Here is a 25,286-nt window from a genome sequence, read left to right as displayed (position 1 = left end):
ATGCCGTGGGGGCGGGCCGGGCAGGGGCCGGCCGGTGTCAGGGCGGGGACGCGGTCGCCCGTCGGGTGCCACTCGGTGTCCGGAAGTGTGCGCGGCGGGCCGGGGGCGCCGGGACCGGGTGGCGCGGGCAGGCGGGTCTTCGGCGGCGACCAGGTAGCCTTCCCCGGGGGCGCGCTGTACACGCGGTGACCCGGAGGCAAGGGCAGCGACAGGGGAGGTACCGGCGGTGCACGTCCAGGAATGGCTCGACTCGGTGCCGGCGGCCGCCGTCTACGCCGTGGTGGCCCTCGTGATCGGTCTGGAGAGCCTGGGCATCCCGCTGCCCGGCGAGATCATCCTGGTCTCCGCGGCCCTGATGTCCTCCCAGAACTCGGGCGTCAACCCGGTCGTCCTCGGGGTGTGCGCGACCGCCGGCGCCGTGATCGGCGACTCCATCGGCTACGCGATCGGCCGCAAGGGCGGACGCCCGCTGCTCGCCTGGCTCGGCGCGAGGTTCCCGAGGCACTTCGGCGCGGGCCATGTGGCGACCGCCGAGCGGTCGTTCAAGAAGTGGGGCATGTGGGCGGTCTTCTTCGGCCGCTTCGTCGCCCTCCTGCGGATCTTCGCCGGTCCGCTCGCGGGTGTCCTGCACATGCCGTACTGGAAGTTCCTGATCGCCAACGTCCTCGGCGGCGTCTGCTGGGCCGGTGGCACGACGGCCGTCATCTACTACGTGGGTCTCGTCGCCGAGGACTGGCTGAAGCGGTTCTCGTACCTGGGCCTGGTGGTGGCCCTGCTGATCGGCCTGGGGTCGGTGCTGATCCTGAAGCGCAAGGCGAGGAACGCGCAGCCGGCCGAGCGGGAACCGGAACCCGTGAACGCCGGCGACTGAGCCGCCCCCGCGCATCCGCCCCGCACCGGGTCCTGCCGGCGCGCGGTCTACCGGTGCACGTCCTTGTGCGCCTTGCCGAGGTCCGCGTACAGGGTGCCGTTGAGGGTGATCCCCTCGCGTTCCTCCGCCGACAGTTCCCGCCGCACCTTCGCCGGCACCCCCGCCACCAGCGACCCGGCGGGCACCACCATCCCCTGCGGCACCAGGGCCTGCGCGGCGACCAGCGACCCGGCCCCGATCACCGCCCCGTTGAGCACGGTCGCCCCCATCCCGACCAGGCAGTCGTCCTCCACGGTCGCCCCGTGCACCACCGCGTTGTGCCCGATCGACACCCGCTCCCCGACGGTGACCGGGAAGCCGGGGTCGGCGTGCAGTGTGACGTTGTCCTGCACGTTGGCCCGCGCCCCCACGGTGATCCGTTCCACGTCGCCCCGCAGGACCGCCCCGTACCAGACGCTCGCGCCCGCGTGCAGCGTGACGTCCCCGATGACGGAGGCCGTGGGAGCCACGAACGCCTCCGGATCGACCTCGGGCTCCTTGCCCCCGATACCCACGATCAGCGCCTTGTGCGTCATCACCCGTCTCCTCGTGTCGGCAGTACACCGCACGGTACGACACCCGGTGGGGTGAAGATCACAGCAGCCCTCGGGCTCCTCCCGGGCGACCGGTGAGTAACGTGAGCGCGTGTCGAAGCGCAAGAACACGTTCACGTCCTGGCGGCGCCGGCTGGCGCAGCGTGCCGTGCACGCGGGCTGGTCGTGGGTGCGCGAGGCGGGTTCGGTGTCGGCCGAGCACCCCGGGCGGTACCGCTTCGGCTCGATCGGCGAGGCCACCCGGCTGGCCTTCCCGCTCGGCACGGTCTTCGGCGAGCCCTGGATCCGGCTGGGCTCCCACTGCATCATCGCGGAGCAGGTCACCCTCACCGCCGGCCTGATGCCGGACCTCGACCTGGGTCCCGACCCCATCCTGCGGATAGGCGACGGCGTCGTCCTCGGCCGCGGCAGCCACGTCATCGCGGACACGACGGTCACCATCGGCAGCGACTGCTACTTCGGCCCGTACGTCTACGTCACCTCCACCAACCACTCCTACGACGACCCGCACCAGCCCATCGGCCGGCAGTGGCCGCGGATGGAGCCCGTCGAGATCGGCCCGGGCTGCTGGATCGGCACCGGCGCGGTGATCCTGCCGGGCGCGCGGATCGGCCGGAACGTGGTCGTGGCGGCCGGCGCGGTGGTCCGGGGCACGGTCCCCGACCACGCCGTGGTGGCGGGGGCGCCCGCCCGGGTCGTCCGGCGCTGGACGGCCGGCGACGGCTGGCAGCCGCCCCTGCGGACCCCGGCCCCGGTGCCGATCCCGGACGGCACGACGCCGGAGCAGTTGCGGGCGCTGGGGGAGCTGGACGAGGACGTCGTCGCCCGGCTCGCCGCGCTCGAACCGGAGGCCTGACGGGACGGGCCGGCGACCGGCAGGGCCGACCGGGCAGTACAGTTCGGTGGACGCTCCGGTGCACCGCACCGTAGTGCGGGGGACCGCACCGCGCTCCCCGCCGTCCTGGACTTCCCGGATATTGGACACCACGTGTCGGACCTCGAACTCCTGACCCAGTCGCTGGCGCGCAACGTCAAGCACTGGCGTGCCGTGCGCGGCTTCACCCTGGACGTGCTCGCCGCCCGGGCCGGTGTCAGCCGCGGCATGCTCATCCAGATCGAGCAGGCCCGTACGAACCCCAGCATCGGCACGGTCGTGAAGATCGGTGACGCGCTGGGCGTCAGCGTCACCACGCTCCTCGACTACGAACAGGGCCCGACGGTCCGGATCGTCCCCGCCGAACGGGCCGTCCGGCTCTGGCACACGGAGGCCGGCAGCTACAACCGGCTGCTGGCCGGCACGGAGGCGCCGGGACCGCTGGAGATGTGGGACTGGCGGTTGATGCCGGGCGAGAGCAGCCCATCGGAGCCGCACCCGGGAGGCACCGTCGAGCTGGTGCACGTCACCGCGGGCGAGCTGACCCTCGTCGTGGACGGGACGGAGTACCGGGTACCGGCGGGCGCGAGCGCCTCCTTCGAGGCCAATGTCCCGCACCGGTACACCAACCGGGGGGACGCGCCGATGGAGATGGTGATGGCGGTCTCCGTGCCGCCCGTGCCCTGAGACGCCGGTACGGCGCGCGGGCGGCTCTTGCTAGCGTGCGGCCATGCGCCCACCCATCGGAGACTTCGACACCGCCACCCCCGCCCCCGAGTGCCTGGACGAGCTGACCGCGCCCGTCGCCGACGCCGTACGCGACTGGCAGGGCGCCGTCCCGGCCGACCGGATCCTGTACGTCGACACCGACCCCCGGTGGGCCGACACGGCCGTCTTCGTGGAGCACTACGGCCGTGACCTGCTGGAGCGGTCGGCGAACTGTGTCGTCGTCGCGGGCAAGCGGGGCGGCGCGACGACCCTGGCCGCCTGCGTGGTGCTCTCCACCACCCGGGTCGACGTCAACGGTGCCGTGCGCCGTCAACTCGGCGCCCGCAAGGCCTCGTTCGCCCCCATGGAGACGGCGACCGGCGAGACCGGCATGGAGTACGGCGGCATCACCCCGGTCGGGCTGCCCACCGGCTGGCCGGTGCTGGTGGACGCGGCCGTCGTCGACCTGCCCTACGTCCTGGTCGGCAGCGGCCGCCGGCGCGGGAAGCTGCTGGTGCCGGGCAAGGCCCTCGCCGAACTGCCGGGCGCGGTCGTGCGGGAGGGCCTGGGCGTCGTGTGACGCGGGAGCGTTCAGTACGCGGCGGCCGTGCCGAGGTACTGCTCGGCGAAGGCCGCCGCCGCTGCCGGTGACGTGAACAGCCGGCGCAGGCGGGCCCGGGCGGTGCCGGCCCGGTAGGGGTCGCCGTGGGACATGCCGTGGTAGATCTCGGAGAGCCACTGGGAGAACTCCTGGTAGTCCCACACCCGGCGCAGACAGGCCTCCGCGTAGTCGTCCAGGCCCGCGCCGTCGCCCCTCGTCAACCGCGCGACGAGGCCGTCGCCGAGCAGGAACGCGTCGTGGAGGGCCAGGTTCATGCCCTTGGCGGCGATCGGGGCGACGAGGTGCGCGGCGTCACCGGCCAGCAGGAGCCGGCCGTACACCATGGGCTCCACCACGTAGTTGTGCATGTCCAGCACCCGCTTCTCCAGCAGCGGACCCCGCGTCAGCGGCGGTCGGTCCGCGGCGCCGAGGCGTCGCTGGAGTTGGTCCCAGACCCGCTCGTCCGGCCAGTTGTCCGGGTCGTCGCCCGGTGGGCACTGGAGGTAGTACCGGGTCAGCCGCGGGCCGCGGGCCATGTGCCCGGCGAAACCGTCGGGGTGCATGCCGAACAGCACGCAGTCGGAGGACGGCGGTGCCTCGGCGAGCAGCGCCAGCCAGCCGATGCCGTAGTCGTGCCGGGAGATGCGGGCCCGCTCGGGCAGCGCGGCCCGGCTCGCCCCCCGGGCGCCGTCGCAGCCCGCCACGAAGTCGCAGCGCACCAGGTGCCGTTCGCCGCTGTCGGGGTCGGTGTAGGAGACCGCGGGCCGGTCGGAGTCCAGGTCGTGCAGGCGGACGTCGCGCACACCGAAGCGGATGGCGCCGCCGCGCACGTCGGCGTACTCGCGCACGAGGTCCGTGACCAGCGCGGGCTGCGGATAGACCCAGTGGTGGCGTCCCGTCAGCTCACCGTAGGCGAAGCGGTGGCCCCGGCCGTCGAAGCGGAACTCGCAGGCGGTGTGCGGCTGGGCGCGCGCGGTCAGGTCGCCGGCGAGGCCGCGCTGTTCGAGGCCGCGTACCGCCCATTCCTCGATGACCCCGGCGCGCGGCCGCTGTTCGATGAACGCGCGGCTGCCGGCCTCCAGGACCAGACAGTCGACGCCGGCGGCGCGCAGGATGTTCCCGACGGTCAGTCCGGCCGGGCCGGCGCCCACGACGACGACCGGGCGGTGGGACACGGCGGGGGAGCCGGGGTGGGGGGAGGGAGACGTCACCCGAGCATTATGACGGTGTCCCGTCAGACGAGCCGACGGGACACCGGGTGGGGACGCGCGGGCTGTTCAGTGCGCGGGCGCGTCCGTGACCACGACCTCCTCGATGCTGCGCTCGATCGCCGCGGGGCTGGACGCGGTGGCCCGGGCCCAGTAGTAGATGCCCAGCGAGAAGGCGGCGACGACCAGGATGTCCCACCACAGCGGGATGGTGCCCCGGCCGCCGAAGCCGCCGAGCCAGGAGATCACGCCGAGGCCGAGCAGGTAGCCGGGCAGCCACTGCGCCGCGCGGAAGTCCAGTCGGGGCGCGTCGGGCAGCCGCTTCCTGGTGGCGTACCAGGCGTAGGAGCCCAGCAGCACGTAGCCGAGCAGGATCGCGAAGCCCAGCCGCCACAGGGTGTCCCAGCCGGCCCAGTAGATGATGAGGTTGGCGACCACGAACGACAGCGGAGAAACGATTCTGCCGCCGGGCAGCCGGTACGGGCGGTCATGGTGCGGCAACCGGTCGGCGAAGACGCCGTAGGCCAGCGGCGCGCCCGCGTACATCAGCACACTCGCCGAGGTGATGAAGCCGACCAGCTCCTGCCAACTCGGGAACGGCAGGAAGCAGATCACACCGGTGACGAACGACATCAGCAGGCCGAACCACGGCACGCCGCGCTTGTCGGTGCGGGCGAAGGCCTTCGGGGCGTAGCCGTTCTTGGCGAGGCCGTAGGAGACGCGCGAGGTGGCGGTGGTGTAGATCAGGCCGGTGCCACCGGGGGAGATGATCGCGTCGATGTAGAGCACCCAGCCCAGCCAGCCGAGGCCCACGAGGGTCGCCAGGCCCGCCCAGGGACCGCTGATGCCGGGGAAGTCCAGCTTGGCCCAGCCGTGCGCGAAGGAGGCGTGCGGCAGCGCGGCGATGAACACGACCTGGAGGAGGATGTAGATCACGGCGCCGATCGCGACCGAGCCGAGGGTCGCCCGGGGCAGGTCACGCTTGGGGTTGCGGCTCTCGCCCGCCAGCTGGATCGCCTGCTCGAAGCCGAGCAGCGCGAAGATGATGCCGCTGGAGCTGATGGCGCCGAGCATGCCCTTGGCGCCGAACGGGGCGAAGCCCTCGGAGGTGAAGTTGCTCGCGTGGAAGTTGCCCATGGCGATGATGAAGATCGCGCCGAGCGGGACGGCGATCTTCCACCAGGTGGCGGCGCTGTTGGTGTGCGCCAGGGCCCGGACGCCGAAGAAGTTGACGCCGACGAAGACCGCCATCAGCCCGACGGCGGTGAGGAGGCCGACGACCGTCAGTGTGCCGTCGGCGTGCTGGAGTCCCTGCGCCCACTGCCAGTGACCGGCGTAACCGATCATGGCCTCGACCTCGATGGGTGCCACGGTGGCCGCCTGGAGCCAGGAGAACCAGCCGAAGGACATGCCGGCCAGGCCACCGAAGGCGTAGTGCGGGTAGCGGGCGGTGCCGCCCGCCACCGGGAACATGCCGCCGAGTTCGGCGTGCACCAGCGCGAGCAGCACGATCGCGACCGCGCCGATCACCCACGAGACGATCGCCGCGGGACCGGCCACGACGACCGCCTTCTCGGCGCCGTACAGCCAGCCGGAGCCGATGATGGAGCCGACGGAGGCCCACGTCAGGCCGATCAGTCCGACATCGCGGCGCAGGCCGCCGGACTCCGTCGTGGCCTGTGGCACGGCATGGTCGACTTTCACCATGTCAGGTGGCCTCTCAGTTCATGAACGCGAAACAAACGAGCAAGGACGCCACAGGCTAGAAAGACATTCCGCTTCTACAGAAGACTGTTTCCCAAAACTTGACCCAGGATCTTGTCGGGCTTGGGAACAGCGTTCACACAGGTCAGAGATCAACTCCGAATGTCAATATTCACCGGAGAATTGTGAGAAGAAGGTGAGACAGCGGAGTGCCGGGCTGGTTACAGGCGGGGAATTTCTATCGCCGGGCACCGGTCCATGACCATCTCCAGGCCCGCCGCCCGGGTCCGTTCGTAGGCATCGGGGTCGACGACCCCCAGCTGGAACCACACCGCCTTCGCGCCCCGCGCCACGGCCTCGTCGGCCACCGCGCCGGCCAGCGCGCTGTTGACGAAGACGTCCACCACGTCCACGTCGAAGGGGATGTCCGCCAGCGAGGCGTACCCCGGTTCGCCGTGCACCGTCTCCGCCTTGGGGTGCACCGGCACGATCCGCTTGCCGAACCGCTGGAGCACCCGCGCCACCCCGTGGGCGGCCCGGTCCCGGTTGGCGGACAGACCGACCACGGCCCAGGTGTCGCCCAGCTCGGTCAGGATCCTGCGGATCGTCGCGTCGTCGCCGTACTCGCCGTACATCGGCCGCCTCCTCGGGCTGCGGGAACAGAACGTCGGAGGAACAGCGTCCCCCGAGTGCGGATTCCCGCCGTACCCCGCCACGATGACCGGAATCGGCGCAAGCTGCCCGCATCCGGCCGTCCGGCCGCCTACGCTCGCCCCGTGCTGCGCATCCTCGACGTCCGAACCGGTGAGCCCGTCACCGCCGCGCCCGCCCGCCGCGGCCTGACCCGCGTCGAGGCCCACGCCCCGGGCCTCGACCCCACGGCCCTGCGGGTGCTGCTCACCGCCGACCTGCTCGTCCGGGCCCTGGAGCTGGGCGGCACCCCGGTCTGGACGCTCCTCACCGCCCCCCGCGAACAGGCCGAGCTCCGCACGGCCGCCACCCATCTCGCCATCCGGCCCTTCGAGGACGGCCGGGACCTCGCGTCCGGGCTGGGCGAGGCCCAGGTGATCCATGTCACGGGGCCCCACACCACGATCGTCCGTGCCGAGGGCCCGGTGGCGGCCGTGGCGCCGGTGGCCTGGACCGGCCCCGAGCCACCGCTCCCCGCCCTCCTCGCCGACCCCGCCGCCCTGCGGCTCGCCCTCGTCTCCGTGCCCCGGCGGGAGACCGCGCGGCTGGACGCCGCCGCCCTGGACCGGGCCGCCGGACAGCTGGCCCACTGGCGGCGGGCCGTGGCCGCATGGTCCCGGCGGCCCTCCCGGCCGGTGCCCGAGAACGTCCGGACGCGGCTGCGCGCCGCCTGGGACGACGACCTCGACCTGCCCCGCTGCCTGGAGGTGCTGCGCGACGCGGAGCGTGCCCCGGACCTGCCCGACGGCGCCCGCTTCGAGACCTTCGCCCACGCCGACCGCCTGCTCGCCCTCGACCTCCTGCGCGACCTCGGGAACCCGGCGTGATCGAGCGGCCGGGCGCGGGACCGCTGCGCCGGCTGGTGGTGCTCCGGCACGCCAAGTCGGCCTGGCCAGAGGGCGTCGAGGACCACGGCCGGCCGCTCGCGCCCAGGGGGCTGCGGGACGCCCCGGCCGCCGGACGCGCCCTCGCCGACGCCGGCTCGCTGCCCGACCTCGCCCTGTGCTCCACCGCCGTCCGCGCCCGCCGCACCTGGGAACTGGCCGCCGCCCAGTGGGGCACCCCGCCGCCGGTCCGCGCGGACCGGCGGCTGTACGCGGCCGGGGTGCCGGCTCTGCTGGAGGTCGTGCACGAGGTGGGGCCGGAGGTGGAGACGCTGCTGCTGGTCGGGCACAACCCGGGCCTGGCCGACCTGGTGCGGGCGCTCGCCGCGGACGGCCTGGACGACACCCTGGACCGGGTGCGGGCCAAGTTCCCGACGGCCGCGATCGCCGTCCTCGCCTGGCGCGGCACCGGCTGGCCCGCGCTGACCCCGGGCACGGCCCTGCTGACCTCGTTCACGGTGCCGCGCGGGGGCCGCGGGAGCGGCGGCGCCGGCACGGGCGCGGACCGGTGACGTGCTGCGCATAGGCTGACGGGATGCAGGACGAGTACCGCACCGTCGCCCGCGCGGGTGTGCACGAGACCGAGATCAACCGCTCCCGCTTCCGGTGCGCCCTCGCCCCGGCCGCCACCGAGCGGGAGGCGCAGGAGTTCGTCGCGGCCGTCCGCAGGGAGCACGCCGACGCCACCCACAACTGCTGGGCGTACGTCATCGGAGCCGACGCCTCGGTGCAGCGGGTCAGCGACGACGGCGAACCGGGCGGCACCGCCGGCGTCCCCATGCTCCAGATGCTGCTGCGCCGTGACGTGCGGTACGTCGCCGCCGTCGTCACCCGCTACTACGGCGGGGTCAAGCTCGGCGCCGGCGGACTCATCCGCGCGTACGGCGGCGTGGTCGGCGAGGCCCTGGACGCGCTCGGCACCCGCACCCGGCGCCGCTTCCGGCTGGCCACCGTGACCGTCGACCACCAGCGCGCGGGCAAGGTCCAGAACGACCTGCGGGCCACCGGACGCGAGGTGCGCGACGTCCGCTACGGCGAGGTCGTGACCCTGGAGATCGGGCTGCCGGACGCGGACGTGGCGGCCTTCCGCGCCTGGCTCGCCGATGTGACGGCGGGCACGGCCGGCTTCGAACTGGGCGGCGAAGCCTACGGAGATGCCTGACCATTCCGGCAAAACGGTCATAACCCTCTTGCGGTGGCGGGGTCGTGACGGGCTGGTACGGGAGTAACCGCCCGTGATGTCGGGCCCGGCCGATAGTCTCGGGGCCCATGAGATTCCTGCACACGTCCGACTGGCACCTGGGCCGGTCCTTCCACCGGGCGGACCTGCTCGGGGCGCAGGCCCGGTTCATCGGCCACCTCGTCGCCACCGCGCGTGAGCACGCGGTGGACGCGGTGGTCGTGTCGGGCGACGTGTACGACCGGGCGGTGCCCCCGCTCGCCGCCGTGGAACTCTTCGACACCGCCCTGCACCGCCTCGCGGACCTCGGCGTCCCCACGGTGATGATCTCCGGGAACCACGACTCGGCCCGCCGCCTCGGCGTAGGCGCCGGACTCATCGACCGCGCCGGCATCCACCTGCGCACCGAACCGGCCGCCGCCGGCACCCCCGTCGTCCTCCACGACGCCCACGGCGACGTCGCGTTCTACGGGCTGCCCTACCTCGAGCCCGCCCTCGTCAAGGACGAGTTCGCCGTGGACAAGGCCGGGCACGAGGCCGTGCTCGGCGCCGCCATGGACCGCGTCCGCGCCGACCTCGCCACCCGCCCGGCGGGCACCCGCTCCGTCGTCCTCGCCCACGCCTTCGTCACCGGCGGCCTGGCCAGCGACAGCGAGCGCGACATCACGGTCGGCGGCGTGGCCGCCGTACCGGCCGGCGTGTTCGACGGCGTCGACTACGTGGCCCTCGGACACCTGCACGGCTGCCAGGCCATCACCGAGCGCGTGCGCTACTCCGGCTCCCCGCTCGCCTACTCCTTCTCCGAGGCCGGCCACCGCAAGAGCATGTGGCTGGTCGACCTGGACGCGGACGGCTCGGTCACCGCCGAGCGCGTCGACTGCCCGGTGCCGCGCCCCCTGGCCCGCATCCGCGGCGCCCTGGACGCCCTCCTCGCCGACCCGGAGCTGACCCGCCACGAGGACGCCTGGATCGAGGCCACCCTCACCGACCCGGCCCGGCCCGCCGACCCCATGGCCCGCCTCACCGCACGCTTCCCGCACACCCTCAGCCTCGTCTTCGACCCCGACCGGGCCCCCGACGACCCCCAGGTGTCCTACGCCCGGCGGCTCACCGGCCGCGACGACCACCAGATCGCCCAGGACTTCGTCGCCCACGTGCGCGGCACCGGACCCGACGAGCACGAGACGGCCGTGCTGCGCGACGCGTTCGACGCCGTCCGCGCCGACGACGCCGTACGAGAGGTGGCACGATGAGGCTGCACCGGCTCGACATCACCGCCTTCGGGCCCTTCGGCGGCGCCCGGAGCGTCGACTTCGACGCCCTGTCCGCCGCCGGCCTCTTCCTGCTCCACGGCCCCACCGGCGCCGGCAAGACCTCCGTCCTGGACGCCGTCTGCTACGCCCTCTACGGCTCCGTCCCCGGCGCCCGGCAGAGCGGCCAGGGCGCGCACCTGCGCAGCGACCACGCCCCGCCCGGCACCCGCACCGAGGTCCGCCTCGACCTGACCGTCGCCGGACGCCGGCTGGAGATCACCCGGCAGCCCCCCTGGGAACGGCCCAAGCTGCGCGGCAGGGGCACCACCGTCGACAAGGCGCAGACCTGGTTGCGCGAGTACGACAACACGGCCGGTACCTGGCGCGACCTCAGCCGCTCCCACCAGGAGACGGGCGAGGAGATCACCCAGCTGCTCGGGATGAGCCGCGACCAGTTCTGCCAGGTCGTCCTGCTGCCCCAGGGCGACTTCGCGCGCTTCCTGCGCGCCGACGCCGAGGCCCGCGGCAAGCTGCTCGGCCGCCTCTTCGACACCCGGCGCTTCGCCGACGTCGAGAAGCGCCTCGCCGACCGCCGCAAGGCCACCGAGGCGCGCGTCCGCGACGGCGACGCGGCGCTGCTCGCCGACGCCTACCGCATGCAGCAGGCCGCCGGCGACGCCATGGACCTGCCCGACCTGGGCCCCGGCGACCCGGGACTGGCCGAGGCCGTCCTCGGCGCCGCCGCCGTCGCCCGCAGCACCGCCCGCGAACGCCTCACCGTCGCCCGCTGCCGTCTCGCCGCCGCCGAGTCCGCCCACGCCGAAGCCCGCGGTGCCCTGGACGAGATACGCGAACGGGCCCGGCTCCAGGCCCGGTTCGCCGAGGCCCGGGAGCGCACCGCCCGCCTCCGGGAGAGCGCCGGCGCCCGCCGGGAGGCGGGCGAGCGCATGGAACGGGCCCGCAAGGCCGAGGCCGTCGCGCCCGCCCTGGAGCTGCGGGAGGCCGCCGAGGCGGAGCACCGCCGGGCCGCCGCGGCCGAGACCCGCGCCCGCGGGCGGCTGACCGGACCGCACACCGGCGCCGACGCGAGCGGACTGGCCGCCGCCGCCCGCCGCACCGCCGAGGAACTCGGCGGGCTCGACGCGGCCCGGCGTGCCGAACGGCGGCTCGCCGAAGTCACCGAGGAGCGCGCCGGACTCGACCGGCAGGAGAGCGCCGATGAGGACGTCCTGCGCGAGGCCGACGCCTGGCTCGCCGAATGGGACGGCACCCGCGCGGCGCTCCAGGCCCGCGTCGACTCCGCCCAGGAGGCCGCCACCCGCGCCGAACAGCTCGCCGTCCAGCGCGCCCCCATGCGGCGCAGGCTCGACGCGGCCCGCACCCGCGACCGCCTCGCCGACGACCTCGCACAGGCCCGCCGGCGCGCGGAGGACTCCTCGCGGCACGCCCTCGACGCCCGCGCCCACTGGCTCGACCTCAAGGAACAGCGGCTGAACGGCATCGCCGCCGAACTCGCCGCCCACCTCACCGACGGGGAGCCCTGCGCGGTCTGCGGGGCCACCGCGCACCCCGCCCCGGCCCGCAAGGCCGCCGGACACGTCGACCGGGACACCGAGGATCGCGCCCTCACCGCCTACCAGCGGGCCGAGGAACAGCGCGGCGAGGACGAGCGGCGCCTCGGCGAGGTCCGCGAGGCGCTGGCCGCCGCCACCGCCGAGGCCGGCGGGACGCCCACCGACCGGCTCGCCGCCGAGGCCGGAGAGCTGGAGGAGGAGTATGCCCGCGCCCGGCACGCGGCCTCCGCGCTGCACGCCGCCCAGGAGGAGCTGCGGCGCGCCGGACAGGAACGGGAGCAGCGTCTCGCCGACCGCCAGCAGGCCGCCCTACGGGCCGCCTCCCGGCTCACCCGCCGCGACACCCTGGAACGGGAACAGACCTCCCTGGAAGCCGAGTTGGTGCTGGCCCGCGGCGCCTCGCAGAGCGTGGCCGCGCGCGCCGCGGAGCTGGAACGGCTCGCCGCACGCCTCACCGAGGCCGCCGACGCCGTGCGCCTCGCCGAGGACACCGCCCAGCGGCTGAAGGACGCCGACGCCCGCCTCGCCGACGCCGCCTACCGGGCCGGCTTCGACACCCCGCACGCCGCGGCGGCGGCCCTGCTGGACGCCGCCGGCCATCGCGAGCTCCAGCACCGACTGGACGCCTGGCAGCGGGAGGAGGCCGCCGTCCGCGCCGTCCTCGACGAGCCCGGCGCCGCGGCGGCCGCCCAGGAGCCGCCCGCCGACCCGGCCACCGCCGAGCGGGCGGCGGCCGGCGCGGAACGCCGGCTGCGTGAGGCCGCCTCCGCCCGCGACGCCGCCGCCCGTTGCCGCGCCGAGCTGGACCGTCTCTCCACCCGTGCCACCGAGGCCGTGCGCCGCCTCGGGCCGCTGCGCGAGGAGTACGGCCGGGTGGCCCGGCTCGCCGCGCTCACCGCCGGCAACTCCGCCGACAACGAACGCCGGATGCGCCTGGAGTCGTACGTCCTGGCGGCCCGGCTGGAGCAGGTCGCCGCCGCCGCGACCGTCCGCCTCCAGCGCATGTCGTCCGGCCGCTACACCCTCGTCCACTCCGACGACCGCACCGGACGCGGACGCAGCGGGCTGGGGCTGCACGTGGTCGACGCCTGGACCGGGCGGGCCCGGGACACCGCGACCCTGTCCGGCGGCGAGACCTTCTTCGCCTCGCTCGCCCTCGCCCTCGGCCTCGCCGACGTGGTCACCGACGAGGCGGGCGGCGTCCGCCTGGACACCCTCTTCATCGACGAGGGCTTCGGCAGCCTCGACGACCAGACCCTCGACGAGGTCCTGGACGTCCTCGACTCGCTGCGCGAACGCGACCGCAGCGTCGGCATCGTGAGCCACGTCGCCGACCTGCGCCGCCGCATCCACGCCCAGCTGGAGGTCGTCAAGGGCCGGACGGGCTCCACCCTGCGCCAGCACGGGGTGGGTTAACGGCCCAGCGGACGCCGTGGCAGCGGGGAGGAGTACACGACGCTGGTGGTGACCGAACCCAGCGAGCCGATCCGGCCCGAGACCTCCTCCAGGTGGGACATGGAGCGGGCGGCGACCTTGATGACGAAGCAGTCGTCGCCCGTCACGTGGTGCGCCTCCAGGATCTCCGGCGTCCCCGCCACCAGGTCGTGGAACGGCCGGTAGTTGCCGTTCGGGTAGCGCAGCCGCACGAACGCCAGGATGGGCAGGCCCAGCCGGTCGGGGTCGACCACCGCCGCGTACCCCTGTATGACGCCCGCCTCCTCCAGCCGCCGCACCCGTTCGGTGACGGCGCTGGGCGACATCGACACGGCGCGCGCCAGCTCGGCGTAGCTGGCCCGTCCGTCGCGCTGGAGGACCTCGAGAATGCGCCAGTCGGTGGCGTCCGGGGAATACACGGTCATCAGGGATGGATAGCAGGGAAACCCCGGCCGGGCAAGAGCCGTCCCGTGGATCGCCTCTTCGGACGGCGGCGCGCGGGCCGTAGATTTCCCGTCATGATCCACACGGCTTCCGAGAATCCCGTCCTGCGTGTCCCGCCCGCCGACCCCGCCGAGGCCGCCGCCCACTTCCGGGCGCGGCTCGCCTTCCACACCGACGTCTCCGACGTGGCGGGCGCGCTCGCGGCCGGCGGCGACCCCGGCTTCGTCCTGGTCGACTCCCGTTCCGCCGAGTCCTGGGAGCAGGGCCGCGTCCCCGGCGCGGTCCACCTGCCGACCGCGCTCGTCGCGGAGCGGGCCGGGCGGCTCCTCGACAGATCCGTGCCGGTGGTGACGTACTGCTGGGGTCCGGGCTGCGACGGCGCCACCCGTGCCGCCCTCGCCCTCGCCGAACTCGGCTACCGCGTCAAGGAGATGCTCGGCGGCTTCGAGTACTGGGCGCGCGAGGGCCTTCCCTACGAGACCGGGCGGGGGCCGGGCCGCCGGGACACCGACCCGCTGACGGCGCCCGTGGCCGGCGACTGCGGCTGCTGACGCCCGCCCGCGACGGTCAACGCCAGCCGTCGAAGGCGACGCCCAGGTGCCGGGGCCCGCGCAGCACGGCGTTCTGCCGGTACGGCGGCGGGTCCTCCGTGAGACGGGGGTTCTCCATCCGCCGGGCCAGCTCGGACAGGGCGATCTGTGTCTCCAGCCGGGCCAGCGGGGCACCGAAACAACTGTGGATGCCGCTGCCGAAACCGAGGTGCTGGAGGTCCTCGCGGTCCGGGTCGAACCGCCCGGGGTCCTTGAACCGCTCGGGGTCGCGGTTGCCCGCGGCCAGGACCAGCCACAGCCGTGAACCCTTGGGGATGGTCACCCCGCGCACCTCGATGTCGGCGATGCAGGTGCGCTGCGGCACGATCTGCACCGGCGGCTCGTACCGCAGCAGCTCCTCCACGATCCTGACCGACAGGCCCGGATCCGTCCGCAGCCGCTGGAGGACGTCCGGATGGCGCAGCAGCGTCAGCATGCCGTTCGTGATCAGGTTGACCGTCGTCTCGTGGCCGGCGATCAGCAGCAGCACCGCGGTGCTGAGCACCTCCATCATCGTCATCGACCCGTCCGGGCCCTGACTGCTCACCAGGTCGGACAGCAGGTCGTCCCGCGGCTCCTTGGTGCGTTCCTCGACCAGCCCGGCCAGGTACATGCCGAGCTGCATCCGCGCCTCCTGGGTCGCCTTCACGAACTCGGCGCCCGCCGTCTTGCGCATCTCCGGGTCCAGGCCGGCGACCAGCGGATCGACCCAGGCGCGGAACCGCGGCTCGTCCTCGCGGGGCACGCCGAGCAGCCGGCAGATCACCGTCACCGGGAACGGATAGGCGAACTGGTCCACCAGGTCGATCTGCCGGGTGTCCGCGAGGCCGTCGATCAGCTCCGTGACGATGCCCGCCATCTCGCCCCGCATGTTCTCGACCCGGCGCGGCCGGTGCGGCGGCCCGAAGGCGCTGTTGGCGATGCGCCGGAGCCGGTCGTGCTCGGGCGGGTCGAGCCGCAGGAAGGACGGTGGCAGCCCGGTGTTCTCCGCCTGCGACACCTCGTCGTCCCCCGCCGCGGCGAGGTTGGCGGCGTCCGAGCTGACCCGGGGATCGTGGAGCAGCCCCTCGATGTCGTAGTAGGAGCAGATGACGTAGGGGCCGTCCTCCTCCTCGTGCAGGACCGGTGTCCTGCGCAGCTCCTCGTAGAGCGGGTACGGGTCGGCGCGGTTGGCGAAGTCGGTGATCTGGCGCACCAGCGAGGCTTGCGTCATGACAGGTCCTTGGAGCGTCGGGGCCGGCGGCGGTCAGTGCCGGGCGGGGTGGAAGACCAGCTGCTGGTCGGCCGGCGAGTAGCCGCTGAGGGTCACCGTGGGGCCGTGGGTCGGCAGGGACGGGTCGGGGAAGTCGGCCGCCACCGGCCGCCGGCCCTCGGGACGCCGGTCCATCGTCGCGAACTCCACCGGGAACGGGGCGCCCCGCTCGATCTGCCGCTGGTAGAACTCCAGCCACCGGGTGTTGTCGAAGCTGACGGCGGCGATCATCCGCCCCTGGTGGCCGTAGACCCCGACGAACCGGCGCTCGGCCAGCGAACCCTGCGTGATCATGAGTTGGTCGCCCATGGGCGGCACACCGACCGACTTGATGTTCACACCGAACATCGAGGACCAGAAGGCGGGCATCCACAGGTGCGGGCGCCGCTCGGCACCGTGGCAGATCATGTTGTGCGCGGCCGTCTCCGCTTGGGCGACCGCGTTGCCCCAGTGCTCCAACGACAGGAACTGGTAGCCGAACAGCGCGTGCGGGGAGCGCGCCACGTCGCCCGCCACGAAGACGTCGTCGGTGACGATGCCCCGGAAGTCGAAGGCACGGCACCCCGCGTCACAGGCGATGCCCCGCGGCCCGGCGCCGAGCCCCGACCCGGCCAGCCACTCCGTGTTCCGCACCGAACCCAGCGAGACCACGACCACGTCCGCCTCGACGACGCTCTCGTCCGACAGGTGGACGGCCCGCACCCGGCCGACCGCGTCGCCCTCCAGCGAGGTCACCGTGACATGGGTGCGCAGGTCGACGCCGTTGTCGGTCTGGAGACCGGCGGCGACCGCGCCGATCGCCCCGCCGAGCGCGCCCACCAACGGGGCGCCCGCGCGTTCCGCCACGGTGACGGGAAGGCCCATCTCCCGGCACGCCGAGGCGACCTCCGAACCGGCGAACCCGGCGCCGATGACGAACACCCGGCGCGGCCCCGCCTTCAGCCGCCGGTACAGGTCGGCCGCGTCCTCGCGCGTGCGCAGCAGGCAGACGCCGTCCAGCCGGGCCTCCTCCGCCTTCGGCCACGGCCGGGCGCGGACGCCGGTCGCGATCAGCAGCCGGTCGTACTCCACCTCGTCGCCGTCGGCCAGCCGGACCCGCTTCGCCGTCAGGTCCAGCCCGGCCGCCGCGACACCGAGCCGCCACCGGGCGTCGATCTCCCGGCGGTGGGGCAGCTCGGTGTGGTGCGGGGACGCGTGGCCGAGGAGCACGGACTTCGACAGCGGCGGCCGGTCGTACGGCTCGTGGGGCTCGTCGCCGACCAGGGTCAGCTCGCCGGCGAACCCCTCCGCGCGCAGCGTCTCCGCGGCCCGCAGACCGGCCAGCGAGGCACCCACGATCACGATGCGGCCCTCGCACCTGAGCCACTCCACGTGGTCAGTGGCCATCGGACGCCTCCCCGGCGGAACCGGCCACCGGGGTGCCCGCGGCACCGTCCAGGCCGTCCGCCGTGATCGCCTGCACCGGACACGCGGCGACGGCACGTGCCAGCCGCTCCCGCTGCTCCTCGTCCGCGCGCGGGTTGTAGATCAGCGACTCCTCGCCGTGCATGGCGAAGACGTCGGGCGCGAGGAACGCGCACTGCGCGTACCCCTGACACTTGTTGAGATCGACGACGAGCCTCATCGACGCTCCGCCCTTCCGGTGGCCAGGTCCGGTGCCCGCCACGCGGCTCGCGCGGGCGGCCCCGGACGGCGGTCGTCCCCCGGGCCAGCATGCGAGCGGGCCGCGGCACCCGCGCGCCGGGCACGCCGATCGAGTGAGGGGCTCCGGGGCAGCGGACGTCACCGGGCCGTCGCCGGCCGTGGCCGGGCGCGCCGGGCGGCGACCAGGATGTACACGCCGATCAGCAGCGACCACGCCGGGAAGACGAGTTCCGCCCAGGGCACGTTCGACGACAGGAGGAGCAGCACCAGTGCGGTCAGGGCGCCCAGGACCGTGAGGGGGCGCGGCAGCACGCCGAGGCGGTGGCCGATCACCGACAGCGAGGTCACGAAGACCGCCGCCATCCGCATCGCGTACCCCGTCATCAGCGTGTACGCGAAGTGGCGGCCGAAGTCCCAGGTGGCCGGCGCCGGGGAGGTGCCGGCGGGATGGGCCACCGCGAGCACGGCGCCCGCCGCCGCGGCGGCCCCGAACATCATGGCGGTGAAGACCAGTCCGCTGCCGAGGAAGACGGTGCCGAGGAACCTGTCCTCGGCGTCGCCGACGTGCGCCCGCACCGCACCGATGAACCACAGGAAGAAGATGCCGGCGAACGGCACCAGCGCGAGGGCCGCGCGCAGCGCGTCCCGCTGCGCGGAGTCCGTGAACCCGCGCGCGGTGACCGCGTCGGCGCCGCCGGGGATGCCCAGCCGGACCAGGACGATCGCCGCCGCCAGGAGCAGCGCGAAGACGACTCCGGCCAGCCCCGCCGCCCGCGGTGCCTCCAGCGCCTGCTGCGCCGGCCCCTTCTCGCGCATGCCCGGCCCGCCTTCCGCATCGGCCCCCGGGCACCAGCTAGCCGCCTCCGCCCGACCCGCGCCACCGCAGGGCGTCCGTACGGCCGAGCGGGCGCGGGCCCGGGGGCGTGCCCAGGGCCCGGACCGGGCCTCCCCCGGGGTCAGAGCCGGGAGAGCTCGTCCACCAGGTCGTCCAGGCCCAGCGAACCCTGCGACAGCGCCGCCATGTGCCAGGCCTTCGGGTCGAACGCGTCACCGTGCCGCTCACGGGCCTTCTCCCGGCCCAGCAGCCACGCCCGCTCGCCCAGCTTGTAGCCGATGGCCTGGCCGGGGATCGTCAGGTAACGGGTCAGCTCGCTCTCGACGAAGTCCGCCGGCCGGCTGCTGTGCGCGCCGAAGAACTCCTGCGCCAGTTCCGGCGTCCACCGCTCACCGGGGTGGAACGGCGAGTCCGCCGGGATCTCCAGCTCCAGGTGCATGCCGATGTCCATGACCACCCGGATCGCCCGCATCATCTGCGCGTCGAGGTAGCCGAGCCGCTCCTCCGGGTCCGCGAGGTAGCCCAGCTCGTCCATCAGCCGCTCCGCGTACAGCGCCCAGCCCTCCAGGTTGGCGCTGACCCCGCCGACCGTCGCCTGGTAGCGGGAGAGGTTCTCCGCGACGTGCGCCCACTGCGCGAGCTGGAGGTGGTGCCCCGGCACGCCCTCGTGGTACCAGGTCGACACCAGGTCGTAGACCGGGAACCGGGTCTGCCCCATCGTGGGCAGCCAGGTGCGGCCCGGCCGGGAGAAGTCCTCCGACGGGCCCGTGTAGTAGGGGGCCGCCGCGCCGCCGGGCGGGGCGATGCGCGACTCCACCTTCCGCACCCGCTCCGCGAGGTCGAAGTGGGTGCCGTCCAGGTCCTCGATGGCCTTGTCCATCAGCCCCTGGAGCCAGGCGCGGACCTCCTCCACGCCCTCGATGTGCCGGCCGTGCTCGTCCAGGTGCGCGAGCGCCACCCACGGCGTCGCGGCGCCGGGCAGGATCCTCTCGGCCTCTTTGCGCATCTCGGCGAGGAGCCGGTGGAACTCGGCCCAGCCGTACGCGTACGCCTCGTCCAGGTCCAGGTCGGTGCCGTTGTAGTAGCGGGCCCAGCGCGCGTACCGCTCCCGGCCCACCACGTTCGGGGCGGCCGCGACCGCCGGCGCGTACACGTCCCGCATCCAGTCCCGCAGCTCCCGCAGGGCGCCGGTCGCCGCGCGCGCCGCCCCGTCCAGCTCGGCGCGCAGCACCTCGGGGCCGGCGGCGGCGAAGTCCTCGTACCAGCCGCGGCCCGAACCGTCCGTGTCGATCCACTCGGTCAGCTGCTCGATGTAGGTGGCGGTCGGCCGGGGCGCCGCGAACAGCTTGCGCTCCAGCCCGAGTTCCAGGGACTCCCGGTAACCCGCGAGCGCGCCCGGCACGGCACGCAGCCGCTCCGCGACCGCCGACCAGTCCTCGTCCGTCCGCACCGGCATGACGCTGAACACCTCGCGCACCGAGTGGCCGGGCGTACCCATGTTGCCGACCGCGCGCAGGTGTTCGTCCGCCTCCAGGACGGCGAGTTCGGCGGTCAGCCGCTCCCGCAACAGCCGCCCGCAGCGCCGCTCGGCGTCGCTGTCCGCCCCGGGCTGCCGCTCAGCCACGTCCAGCCGGCCGAGCGTGGCACGGATCAGCTCCGCCTGGGCCTGCTGACCGGCGGGTGAGTAGTCGGGCAGGCGCGGCGAACTCTCGGGCACACCCAGGTACGTGCCGGTGACCGGGTCGAGGGCGATGAGGTCGTCCACGTACGCGTCGGCGACCTGACGGGGCAGCTGGATCTTGGTCTCAGACATGCGGTCCATCCTCGTACGCGGCGGAACCCCACGTCACCACGTACGGGGGATTCAGCTCTGGGCGTGGCCGGGAGGCAGCAGCGGCCCGCACTCCCACTGCTGGAAGATCAGCCGGGTCTCCACCCGCGCCACCTCCCGGCGCGAGGTGAACTCGTCCAGCACGAGCCGCTGGAGGTCGGCCATGTCCGCGACGGCGACGTGCACCAGATAGTCGTCCGGACCGGTCAGGTGGAACACCGAACGGGCCTCCGGCAGGGCCCGGACGCGCTCCACGAACGGCCCGACCAGCTCCCGCCGGTGCGGACGCACCTGCACCGACAGCAGGGCCTGGAGCCCGCGTCCGAGCTTGGCCGGATCGAGCCGCAGCCGGTGCCCCAGGATCACGCCGGAACGGCGCAGCCGGGTCACCCGGTCCAGACAGGTCGACGGTGCCACGCCCACCTGCGCGGCGAGGTCGCGGTAGGTGGTCCGGGCGTCGTTCTGCAACAGGCGCAACAGATGCAGGTCCACCGGATCCAGTACGACTGAATCGGCCATGGCCCGAACGTAACACGGTGTTCGGCGCCGGTGAACCGTCCTTTGTTCACCCTTCCGGCCATGGACACACCGAGCACCGGCGCCCACGGCGACGTGCGCGCCGCATCGAGAGCCCTGGCCACGGAGGCCGTGCACGCCGGCCGCGACGACCTCGCCCGCCAGGGCCTGCACGCCCCGCCGATCGACCTGTCGACCACCTACCCCTCGTACGACAGCCGCGCCGAGGCCGCCCGCATCGACACCTTCGCCGCCGACGGCGCCGACCCGTCCGGCCCGCCGGTCTACGGCCGCCTCGGCAACCCGACCGTGGCCCGCTTCGAGACCGCCCTCGCCCGCCTGGAGGGCACCGAGTCCGCGGTCGCCTTCGCCAGCGGCATGGCCGCGCTCAGCGCCGTCCTCCTCGCCCTGCCCCACCCGCGGCACGTCGTCGCGGTACGGCCCCTGTACGGGTGCAGCGACCACCTGCTGACCGCCGGACTGCTCGGTACGGAGGTGACCTGGACCGACCCGGACGGCATCGCGCGGGCGCTGCGCCCGGAGACCGGCCTCGTGCTGGTCGAGTCCCCGGCCAATCCGACCCTCGCCGAACTCGACCTGCGGGCCGTCGCCCGCGCCTGCGGCCCGGTGCCGCTGCTCGCCGACAACACCTTCGCCACCCCCGTGCTCCAGCGCCCGGCCGAACAGGGCGCGCGGCTGGTGCTGCACAGCGCCACCAAGTACCTCGGCGGCCATGGCGACGTGCTCGCCGGTGTGGTCGCCTGCGACGAGGAGTTCGCGGGCCGGCTGCGGCGGATACGGTTCGCCACCGGTGGAGTCCTGCACCCGCTGGCCGGCTACCTGCTGCTGCGGGGCCTGTCCACGCTCCCGGTGCGGGTCCGGGCCGCCTCCGCCAACGCCGCCGAACTGGTCCGCCGGCTCACCGCCGACCCGCGGGTGGCCCGCGTGCACTATCCGCGGCTCGGCGGCGCGATGATCGCCTTCGAGGTGTACGGCGACCCGCACGAGGTGATCTCCCGGGTCCGGCTCGTCACCCCCGCGGTGAGCCTCGGCAGCGTCGACACGCTGATCCAGCATCCCGCGTCCATCAGCCACCGCATCGTCGACGCCGGTGACCGGCGCGCCTCCGGCGTCAGCGACCGGCTGCTGCGGCTGTCGGTGGGGCTGGAGGACGTGGACGACCTGTGGGCGGACCTGGACCGGGCCCTCGGCGACCCCGTCCCGCGCGGGACGAGGAGGGAGCCCGCGTTCGTGTCGTCCGAGGCGGGCGCGTAGCCGCACCGGGCCTCCGCCGGTGTGCGGTGCCTGTGGCGGGGTCACGGCCGGACCCCGCCGCCGGGCCGGCCGGGTCGTGGGACGCGGCCCGTGTCAGCCGAGGTGCGGGGGGCGGGCCCGGGAGGCCGTGGTCAGCGCGGTGGTGTCCAGCCGGGCCGTGATGACCAGGGTGCCCTCCTCGATCTGGTAGTCGAGGGGCAGACCGAGACCGCGCATGGCGGCGACCATGCCGGTGTTGGAGGCCTGCGTCACGGCGTACACGCTCTCGCAGCCGGCCTCCGTCGCCAGCGCCACCAGCCGGCCCAGCAGTTCCCCGCCGATGCCCCGCCGCTGCCACTCGTCCTCGATCAGCAGCGCGACCTCCGTCTCGTCGCCGTCCCACAGCAGGTGCCCCAGGCCGACGACCCGGCCGGAGGCGGTCTGCGCGGCCAGTGTCCGGCCGAAGCGGGGGCTGAGCAGGTGGGTCAGATAGCGGTCCGCGTCGCCGACCGGGCCGTGGTAGCGCATGCCGAGGGTGCGGGGCGAGCACCGGTCGTGCATCGCCCTGGCCGCGGCCAGGTCACCGGTGTCGACCCGGCGCACGGTGATGTCGTTGCCCTCCGGCAGGGTCAGCACGTCCTGACCGCGCGGGATGCGCGGTCCGAGCCGGCTGTCCAGTTCCACCAGCGCCCGCGCCCGCGCGAACTCCGTCGGGGTGAACGGCAGGTACGGCCGCTCCACGGTGAGCACCCCGCCCTCGGGCGCCCGCAGTCGCATCACGGTGTCCTCCAGGATGCCCCCGGCCGGCACCGGCTCCGGGCCGCGGCCGCCGCCGACGGGGGTGCCGGGCAGCGACCGGATCGTGCAGCGCCCCAGCAACTGGCGCAGCGCAAGCGGAAGTTCGGCGGCGTCCAGAGCCGTGCGCGCGGCCAGTCCGAGCACCCGGGTGGGCGCGTCGACCAGGTCGTGGGCGTCGGCCCGCTCGATCCAGGTGTCCGTGCCCCCGGCCAGCGCGACCGCCCGGGTGATCTCGGTCGCGGCCAGGGTGCCCGGCGAGCGCAGCAGGAACTCGTCCACGGTGCCGTCCGCCAGCGGGTGCGTCTGGAGGCTGAGGATGTCCACCCGCCGCTCGGCCAGCGCCGTGCACAGCGCGGCCAGCGAACCGGGCGCGTCCCGCACCGTCGTGCGCATCCGCCACAGCGTGCCCGCGGCGGCGATCTCGTCGGCCGCGGCGCCGGGGCGCGTGGCGGGCCCGGCCGGCCGCGCGGCGGCGGCCTGCCGGGCACCGGTATCACCGGCCGGCGGCGCGTGTCCGTGGCGGCGTGACCACCACACGTGGAAGCCCGCCGTCGCGGCCAGCACGACGGCCGACATCACCAGCAGCGCCGGTCCGTCCGGTCCGTGTCCGACCAGGTTCGCGACGGCGTCCGCCACGGCGACGGCGGTGAAGAGGGCGGCGAGTTCGACGACGTCCCGCCGCCAGTGGTGCACGGGCCGCCCGTGCTTGGCCCGGGTCACGTCAGGCATCTCTGGAGTCATGCAGCCACTGTGAAGGAACGGTGTTGCGTGATCACGAACTGATTGTGACCGATGGGTAAAAGCATGCTCCGTCCTTTTTGTTGCTCTTTCTACGGCCGACCGGTCACCTCCGGCCGGCGCACCGGCCGTCCGCCGGCCCCGAAGGCCGCTACTGGCCGACCCGGCCCGGTGACAGCGTCCGCGTGAACAGCACCGTGCCGTCCTGCTCCCGCAGCCGTACCGTCAGCTCACCGCTGTGTCCGTCGATGTCGACCTCGCCGAAGAACTGGTAACCGCCCGCGGGCGAGACGTCGGGCGCGGTGGGCGCCTTCACGAACACCCGCTCCGGGCCGAAGGTGCCGTCCAGCGCGCTCGCCGGGAACGCGCCGGCATTCAGCGGCCCGGAGACGAACTCCCAGAACGGCTCGAAGTCGGTGAACGCGGCCCGCGACGGCTGGTAGTGCTGGGCGGAGGTGTGGTGCACGTCCGCCGTCAGCCACACCGTGCCGGTGATCCGGCGGTGCTTGACGAACCGCAGCAGCTCGGCGATCTGGAGCTCCCGGCCGAGCGGGGCACCCGGGTCGCCCTGCGCCACCGCCTCGAAGTTCGGGCGGTTCTCCGTCGTGTCGGGCACCACCAGCCCGATCGGCATGTCGGCGGCGATCACCTTCCACACGGCGCGCGAGCGGGCCAGTTCCCGCTGGAGCCACTCCAGCTGCTCGCGCCCCAGGATGCCCTGCGGGTCGACGGTCCCGTCGTCGGGCGAGTTGGCGTTCCGGTAGGTGCGCATGTCGAGCACGAACACGTCCAGCAGCGGGCCCTGGCGCAGCACCCGGTACACGCGGCCCTCACGGGTGCCCGGACGCAGCGTGGAGACCGGGGCGTACTCGCTGAACGCCCGCCGTGCGCGCGCCGCGAGCACGTCGACGCTCTTCTCGGTGTACCGGGTGTCGGAGGAGGCGATCACCTCGCCCGGGTACCAGTTGTTGCGGACCTCGTGGTCGTCCCATTGCACGATCGAGGGCACCTGGGCGTTGAAGCGGCGCAGCTGGGCGTCGAGCAGGTTGTAGCGGAAGTTGCCCCGGTACTCGGCGAGAGTCTCGGCGACCTTCGACTTCTCCTCGGTGGTGACGTTCCGCCAGGTGCCGCCGTCGGGCAGGGCCTGAGTGGCGGCGATCGGCCCGTCGGCGTAGATCGCGTCGCCGCTGCACAGGAAGAAGTCGGGGTCCAGCCTCGCCATCGCGTCGAAGATGCGGTAGCCGCCCCGGTCGGGGTCGATGCCCCAGCCCTGCCCGGCCAGGTCGCCCGACCACAGGAACCGCACGCCGTCCCGGCGGCGCCGGGAGACGGTGCGGAACGTGCCGGTCACCGGCCGGCCGGTGCGGCGCGGGTCGTCGGGGTCGGCGAGCAGGACCCGGTAGTGGATCTGCTCGCCGGACGGCAGGCCGTGCAGCCGGGTGGTGCCGGTGAAGTCCGTGCCGGGGCCCAGCAGCGGGCCGTGCCACCTGCGCGCGTCGCGGAACGACTCGGTGGCCGACGTCTCCACGACCATCCGGGCCGGCCGGTCCGCACGCACCCACACCAGGCCGGAGTCGGCGGTCACGTCACCCGTCTGCACGCCCCAGTCCGCCTCGGGACGTCCGGAGCGGGCGAACGCCGGTGCCGCGCCGAGGCCGACGGGCAGGGTCAGGGCCGCCGACGTGGCGAGGGAGCCGCGCAGCACGCTGCGGCGGCCGGGGAGCGGACGGTGGGACATGGCTGCGCCTCCAGGGACGGGATCCGGCCGGTGTGCACAGCCACACCTACGGGGGTGTCGCGGCGCGCACGC

General features: G+C 74.3%; 24 protein-coding genes. 11 read left to right on the top strand and 13 right to left on the bottom strand.

Annotation, left to right across the window (positions count from 1 at the left end; all coding sequences use genetic code 11):
- Positions 1-226 precede the first annotated feature (226 nt).
- Positions 227-871, top strand: a complete 645-nt coding sequence (locus tag ACIQVT_RS32590; protein WP_403762530.1) for a DedA family protein — start codon at positions 227-229, stop codon at positions 869-871.
- A gap of 47 nt (positions 872-918) precedes the next feature.
- On the opposite strand, the gene ACIQVT_RS32585 is transcribed toward ACIQVT_RS32590, so the two are convergent.
- Complete coding sequence (locus tag ACIQVT_RS32585; RefSeq protein ID WP_403762527.1) at positions 919-1,446, bottom strand: gamma carbonic anhydrase family protein; 528 nt, start codon at positions 1,444-1,446, stop codon at positions 919-921.
- A gap of 109 nt (positions 1,447-1,555) precedes the next feature.
- Between ACIQVT_RS32585 and ACIQVT_RS32580 the strand changes: the two genes are divergently transcribed.
- The 3 genes from ACIQVT_RS32580 to ACIQVT_RS32570 all read left to right on the top strand — a co-directional run bounded on the left by ACIQVT_RS32580 (position 1,556) and on the right by ACIQVT_RS32570 (position 3,626).
- Positions 1,556-2,320 (top strand): acyltransferase, encoded by a 765-nt coding sequence (locus ACIQVT_RS32580; RefSeq protein WP_403762524.1) that lies wholly within the window; start codon positions 1,556-1,558, stop codon positions 2,318-2,320.
- A gap of 132 nt (positions 2,321-2,452) precedes the next feature.
- Positions 2,453-3,025 (top strand): helix-turn-helix domain-containing protein, encoded by a 573-nt coding sequence (locus ACIQVT_RS32575; protein ID WP_403762521.1) that lies wholly within the window; start codon positions 2,453-2,455, stop codon positions 3,023-3,025.
- 43 nt (positions 3,026-3,068) lie between these two features.
- Positions 3,069-3,626, top strand: coding sequence for a YbaK/EbsC family protein (locus tag ACIQVT_RS32570; protein WP_403762519.1), 558 nt, complete (start codon positions 3,069-3,071; stop codon positions 3,624-3,626).
- A gap of 11 nt (positions 3,627-3,637) precedes the next feature.
- Here ACIQVT_RS32570 and ACIQVT_RS32565 read toward each other — a convergent pair whose 3' ends face one another.
- The 3 genes from ACIQVT_RS32565 to ACIQVT_RS32555 all read right to left on the bottom strand — a co-directional run bounded on the left by ACIQVT_RS32565 (position 3,638) and on the right by ACIQVT_RS32555 (position 7,194).
- The gene (locus ACIQVT_RS32565) at positions 3,638-4,858 is read right to left on the bottom strand and encodes a 4-hydroxybenzoate 3-monooxygenase (protein ID WP_403762516.1); all 1,221 of its coding nucleotides are present in this window, start codon (positions 4,856-4,858) and stop codon (positions 3,638-3,640) included.
- Between the two features lie 66 nt (positions 4,859-4,924).
- Entirely contained in the window at positions 4,925-6,562 is a 1,638-nt protein-coding gene (locus ACIQVT_RS32560) for an APC family permease (RefSeq protein ID WP_403762513.1), read from the bottom strand.
- Between the two features lie 218 nt (positions 6,563-6,780).
- Positions 6,781-7,194 (bottom strand): CoA-binding protein, encoded by a 414-nt coding sequence (locus tag ACIQVT_RS32555; protein WP_403762510.1) that lies wholly within the window; start codon positions 7,192-7,194, stop codon positions 6,781-6,783.
- Positions 7,195-7,335: 141 nt separating this feature from the next.
- Between ACIQVT_RS32555 and ACIQVT_RS32550 the strand changes: the two genes are divergently transcribed.
- The 5 genes from ACIQVT_RS32550 to ACIQVT_RS32530 all read left to right on the top strand — a co-directional run bounded on the left by ACIQVT_RS32550 (position 7,336) and on the right by ACIQVT_RS32530 (position 13,556).
- Positions 7,336-8,076 (top strand): hypothetical protein, encoded by a 741-nt coding sequence (locus tag ACIQVT_RS32550; RefSeq protein WP_403762508.1) that lies wholly within the window; start codon positions 7,336-7,338, stop codon positions 8,074-8,076.
- Positions 8,073-8,645 carry a SixA phosphatase family protein gene (locus ACIQVT_RS32545; protein ID WP_403762505.1) on the top strand — a complete coding sequence of 191 codons (573 nt, stop codon included), beginning with the start codon at positions 8,073-8,075 and terminating at the stop codon, positions 8,643-8,645. The genes ACIQVT_RS32550 and ACIQVT_RS32545 overlap by 4 nt, the downstream gene beginning before the upstream one ends.
- A gap of 23 nt (positions 8,646-8,668) precedes the next feature.
- Positions 8,669-9,295: a YigZ family protein gene (locus ACIQVT_RS32540; RefSeq protein ID WP_403762503.1), complete on the top strand. Its 627-nt coding sequence runs from the start codon at positions 8,669-8,671 to the stop codon at positions 9,293-9,295.
- A gap of 107 nt (positions 9,296-9,402) precedes the next feature.
- Positions 9,403-10,566, top strand: a complete 1,164-nt coding sequence (locus ACIQVT_RS32535) for an exonuclease SbcCD subunit D (RefSeq protein ID WP_403762500.1) — start codon at positions 9,403-9,405, stop codon at positions 10,564-10,566.
- On the top strand, positions 10,563-13,556 hold the full coding sequence (locus ACIQVT_RS32530; protein ID WP_403762495.1) for an AAA family ATPase: 2,994 nt from the start codon (positions 10,563-10,565) through the stop codon (positions 13,554-13,556). The genes ACIQVT_RS32535 and ACIQVT_RS32530 overlap by 4 nt, the downstream gene beginning before the upstream one ends.
- Here ACIQVT_RS32530 and ACIQVT_RS32525 read toward each other — a convergent pair.
- Positions 13,553-13,999 (bottom strand): Lrp/AsnC family transcriptional regulator, encoded by a 447-nt coding sequence (locus ACIQVT_RS32525; protein ID WP_403762492.1) that lies wholly within the window; start codon positions 13,997-13,999, stop codon positions 13,553-13,555. The two genes, ACIQVT_RS32530 and ACIQVT_RS32525, sit on opposite strands and share 4 nt — an antisense overlap.
- A 93-nt stretch (positions 14,000-14,092) precedes the next feature.
- Between ACIQVT_RS32525 and ACIQVT_RS32520 the strand changes: the two genes are divergently transcribed.
- Positions 14,093-14,569 carry a rhodanese-like domain-containing protein gene (locus ACIQVT_RS32520; protein WP_403762489.1) on the top strand — a complete coding sequence of 159 codons (477 nt, stop codon included), beginning with the start codon at positions 14,093-14,095 and terminating at the stop codon, positions 14,567-14,569.
- A gap of 16 nt (positions 14,570-14,585) precedes the next feature.
- Here ACIQVT_RS32520 and ACIQVT_RS32515 read toward each other — a convergent pair whose 3' ends face one another.
- From ACIQVT_RS32515 to ACIQVT_RS32490, 6 genes are all read right to left on the bottom strand, one after another.
- Entirely contained in the window at positions 14,586-15,821 is a 1,236-nt protein-coding gene (locus ACIQVT_RS32515; RefSeq protein ID WP_403762484.1) for a cytochrome P450, read from the bottom strand.
- A gap of 33 nt (positions 15,822-15,854) precedes the next feature.
- On the bottom strand, positions 15,855-17,246 hold the full coding sequence (locus ACIQVT_RS32510; RefSeq protein WP_403762481.1) for an NAD(P)/FAD-dependent oxidoreductase: 1,392 nt from the start codon (positions 17,244-17,246) through the stop codon (positions 15,855-15,857).
- Positions 17,236-17,484 carry a ferredoxin gene (locus ACIQVT_RS32505; RefSeq protein ID WP_403762478.1) on the bottom strand — a complete coding sequence of 83 codons (249 nt, stop codon included), beginning with the start codon at positions 17,482-17,484 and terminating at the stop codon, positions 17,236-17,238. Before ACIQVT_RS32505 ends, ACIQVT_RS32510 begins: the two co-directional genes overlap by 11 nt.
- A 158-nt stretch (positions 17,485-17,642) precedes the next feature.
- On the bottom strand, positions 17,643-18,320 hold the full coding sequence (locus ACIQVT_RS32500) for a hypothetical protein (RefSeq protein ID WP_403762475.1): 678 nt from the start codon (positions 18,318-18,320) through the stop codon (positions 17,643-17,645).
- A gap of 140 nt (positions 18,321-18,460) precedes the next feature.
- Positions 18,461-20,152, bottom strand: a complete 1,692-nt coding sequence (locus tag ACIQVT_RS32495; protein ID WP_403762472.1) for a DUF885 domain-containing protein — start codon at positions 20,150-20,152, stop codon at positions 18,461-18,463.
- 51 nt (positions 20,153-20,203) lie between these two features.
- On the bottom strand, positions 20,204-20,689 hold the full coding sequence (locus tag ACIQVT_RS32490) for an Lrp/AsnC family transcriptional regulator (RefSeq protein WP_403762469.1): 486 nt from the start codon (positions 20,687-20,689) through the stop codon (positions 20,204-20,206).
- Positions 20,690-20,749: 60 nt separating this feature from the next.
- Between ACIQVT_RS32490 and ACIQVT_RS32485 the strand changes: the two genes are divergently transcribed.
- Entirely contained in the window at positions 20,750-21,961 is a 1,212-nt protein-coding gene (locus tag ACIQVT_RS32485) for a trans-sulfuration enzyme family protein (protein WP_403762466.1), read from the top strand.
- 93 nt (positions 21,962-22,054) lie between these two features.
- Here ACIQVT_RS32485 and ACIQVT_RS32480 read toward each other — a convergent pair whose 3' ends face one another.
- Entirely contained in the window at positions 22,055-23,479 is a 1,425-nt protein-coding gene (locus ACIQVT_RS32480; RefSeq protein ID WP_403762463.1) for a GNAT family N-acetyltransferase, read from the bottom strand.
- Positions 23,480-23,627: 148 nt separating this feature from the next.
- Entirely contained in the window at positions 23,628-25,214 is a 1,587-nt protein-coding gene (locus ACIQVT_RS32475) for an alkaline phosphatase D family protein (protein WP_403762460.1), read from the bottom strand.
- Positions 25,215-25,286: the final 72 nt, after the last annotated feature.

The sequence above is a fragment of the Streptomyces sp. NPDC100445 genome (genome assembly GCF_044759735.1).
Lineage (GTDB): Bacteria > Actinomycetota > Actinomycetes > Streptomycetales > Streptomycetaceae > Streptomyces.
The sequence above is the reverse complement of the archived record's forward strand: the minus strand, read 5'-3'. Positions and strand labels throughout refer to the sequence as shown.